The following is a 3,174-nucleotide window of genomic DNA, read 5'->3' on the forward strand; positions in this document are numbered from 1 at the left end:
GTTTTGGCATTTTATCATCCTTTTCTGTTTTGTTTTCTGTCTTCATCCTAACATCTTTAGACCAAATGGTCAAAAAAAATTAGACCAAAAGGTATAAAAAATTAGACCAAAAGGTATAAAAAATTAGACCAAACAAAATACGTCTCCGTGGCTATATATCAACTCAAAATCCACTTTTACCCCCTTTATTACTCTTTTCTATATATTTAAGGGCTTTTCACTATGCAATAGTCGAGTAGTATTTTTTGAGAAACCCACTCAAAAAATCTCCACTCTTTTGCTATTGCATAGTGAAATTCGGCGGGGGGTGGCATGTCGCCAAGCCGAACAGACCAAAAACGAGGATTTAGGTTGCTCGACTTGGACTAGCAATTGTACCCGCCGAACCGCCAGTTCTATCGTTCTAAGTAAAATCCTTACTCCATATTCAGTTACGTTAAGATCCAGGGGCTAGCCCCTCGCTTCGCTTCACCCCAGCCTTCACCACTCCACCCAAAAACAAGGGGGAAACCTCTTTCAAACAAAGTCAAATACTGTTGATTTGCCAAAGGTACGCAAAAGAAAACTTAAGTAGCACAACAGAAGTAGATACAGAGGTAGCTACATGATGTATGTCAACGGTACCGGACCGAACCCGAAAGGGGACGGGAGGATAAGGAGTTGACATACTTACTATGCAACCCTCTTGGATTGTCAAAACGCTTGCCGTTTTGGCTTGCCAACTGGCGAGGGAGCCCCTCAAGGATTGAGGGGTTGGGGAGTTCGATAAAGGGGGTCTGGGGAAGAGTTCCCCAGTAGGTTTGGACAAAGTCCAAGGTTTTGTTTTTGCCATGCAAAGCATGGCTTGGCGATAGCCAAAACAGTCTCGCAGAGCCTTTTCATTGTGTACATGAAGCGTAGCAGAATGTCAGAATACAGAAAAGGTTACTTTGCCAAAGTAACAAAGCTTTTGGTATAGTGAGAGCAAGGAGTTGATTCGTTATGAGCATGTCAGTTTCTCTTAAGAAGGCAACTAACAAAACCAACATTAAACACAATAACAGGACAATGAGTGAGAAGGAAAAAGAGCGAAATTCGCACATAGATTATTCAAAGTCTGACGAAAATAAATATCTTGTTCAGAAAGATTTAAAGGAATTGTATCAAGAAGAATTTGGAGAAGTGTTGGGGAATTATAACGCCAAACAAAAACGTAACGACAGAAAAATTGATGACTATTATAAACACATTCAATCTAGTAAAAAAACTTCGCTTCAGCAAGAAATGATCATTCAAGTTGGTGATTTAAACGACTTCATTTCCCATGCCGATTATGAAAAAGCAAATGAAATTTTGTTAGAGTGGTTCAAGGATTTTGAGAAACGAAATCCAAACTTAAAAGTCTATAATGCCGCTATTCATAATGACGAGGCTAGCCCTCATATGCACTTGAATTTTGTGCCTGTGGCGAGTGGGTATAAGCGAGGACTTGAAAAGCAAGTATCATTTGACCGAGCCATTATGCAACAAGATTCAACACTAGATAAAACTCGTCCTTTTGATGATTGGAGAGAAAAAGAAGTTCAGTTGTTAGAAAAAGTATTAAAGGAGCGTGGCATTGAACGAAAATTAGTTGGCTCAAATGAGTATAAAGATGTCAATGAGTACAAAGAGAAAAAGGATTTAGAAAAAGAAATTCAATGGCTAGAAGGAGAAATAGTTAAAAAGAAAGATGAACTTGTAAAAGTCAGTGAGAAAATTCCTGAAAAGAAAATAAATCTAAAGAGCAAAAAGAAAGAGATTAAAACAGAGGTAAAGCCCAAATTAATCGGGAAACCTGACATTATTGAAAAAGAGACTGGTAACTATGTTTATACACCAAAACAAGTTGAACAATTAGAAGATTTAGTGACCGCAGCTGTCACTGTAAAAAAAGATTATAAACATTTACAAACAACGGATCTAGTTCAGGAAAATAAAAATCTTAGTGAGAAAATCTATCAAAAAACGAAGGAAAATGAACAGTTAAAAAAGGAATTGGTGTCAGCCTCATTTGAAATTAGTTCGTTAAAGGGCGATATAAGCGATTTAACGGCCCATATAAACGATTTAAAAGAAAACATAAAGGTTTTGTACGAAAATACGAAAAAAGTCTTTAAAGAGCAATTTAAGGCGTTTAGAGGGCTTATCAAAAATGAATTGGACATGAAGGGTGTAGACAATCACTTTGAACGGGAGCATGGACGCGAAAGCAAGAAAGAAATGAGTAGACGTCGAGGATATGACATGGAACGTTAAAAAAACGCCTTAGAATTAATCTTAAGGCGTTTTATTTCGTTGGAACTATAATTTCATGTAACTCTTTGATTAATAGTTCAGCACCTTCGGGACTAACAACAATTTTCCCATTAAACAAAGAGATATTCTTGTTAGAAACTTCGCCAGTTATCATACAAGTCATATTAGATTCATATTTTCTAAGAATAATACTGTCTTCTTCTGTGAAAATTTCTATTGGATCTTTAGTATCAATATTCAGTGTTTTACGTAATTCTTTTGGAATTACGATACGTCCTAATTCATCAACTTTACGAGTTATACCAGTAGCTTTCATTTTTGTTCCTCCTAATTATTTTTATTCAACATCATTTATTGGAGCATTGTTATTACTGAAATCTTCAAATCTAGCAAGTAAGTATTTCTCTTTTGTGTCTTTACCACGATGCACAAGACTTGGATGAATCATTATTGCTCCAGTTCTTCTGGTAATGATTTGGGCTTGTTCTAGTGTTTTTAATGTGTCTATTACAGTTTGCCTAGATACCTTGCTTTTTTCAGTCAATTCTCTTGTCGTTATAATTAATGTATTTGTTGACTTATCCATGTTTTCTAATATGTATTTTACTACTTGCATTTTTTTGTTACCTAAACTATCTATCAATTGAACAATTGCTGTTAAATACGTAATCATAAAACCATTTCTAGGAGTTTTCTTTATGATTTCATCGGTTTCTATTATTTCACCTGTATCTAAGTTTCTCCATCGACTTTTACCGTTATAAATCATTTCATTTTCAGTTCTTTGTTTTGGCATTTTATCATCCTTTTCTGTTTTGTTTTCTGTCTTCATCCTAACATCTTTAGACCAAATGGTCAAAAAAAATTAGACCAAAAGGTATAAAAAATTAGACCAAA

3 protein-coding genes are annotated in these 3,174 nt (G+C 35.3%); 1 reads left to right on the forward strand and 2 read right to left on the reverse strand.

Annotation, left to right across the window (positions count from 1 at the left end):
* Positions 1-981: 981 nt before the first annotated feature.
* Entirely contained in the window at positions 982-2,277 is a 1,296-nt protein-coding gene (locus ACTFNE_RS27295) for a plasmid recombination protein (RefSeq protein ID WP_100632363.1), read from the forward strand.
* A 31-nt stretch (positions 2,278-2,308) separates the two neighbouring features.
* On the opposite strand, the gene ACTFNE_RS27300 is transcribed toward ACTFNE_RS27295, so the two are convergent.
* Positions 2,309-2,593: an AbrB/MazE/SpoVT family DNA-binding domain-containing protein gene (locus ACTFNE_RS27300; RefSeq protein WP_063260312.1), complete on the reverse strand. Its 285-nt coding sequence runs from the start codon at positions 2,591-2,593 to the stop codon at positions 2,309-2,311.
* A 21-nt stretch (positions 2,594-2,614) separates the two neighbouring features.
* Positions 2,615-3,109 carry a replication/maintenance protein RepL gene (locus ACTFNE_RS27305; protein ID WP_235438269.1) on the reverse strand — a complete coding sequence of 165 codons (495 nt, stop codon included), beginning with the start codon at positions 3,107-3,109 and terminating at the stop codon, positions 2,615-2,617.
* Positions 3,110-3,174: the final 65 nt, after the last annotated feature.

Origin of the sequence: Bacillus cereus group sp. MYBKT111-2, from assembly GCF_051915205.1 — a bacterium.
Lineage (GTDB): Bacteria > Bacillota > Bacilli > Bacillales > Bacillaceae_G > Bacillus_A > Bacillus_A paranthracis.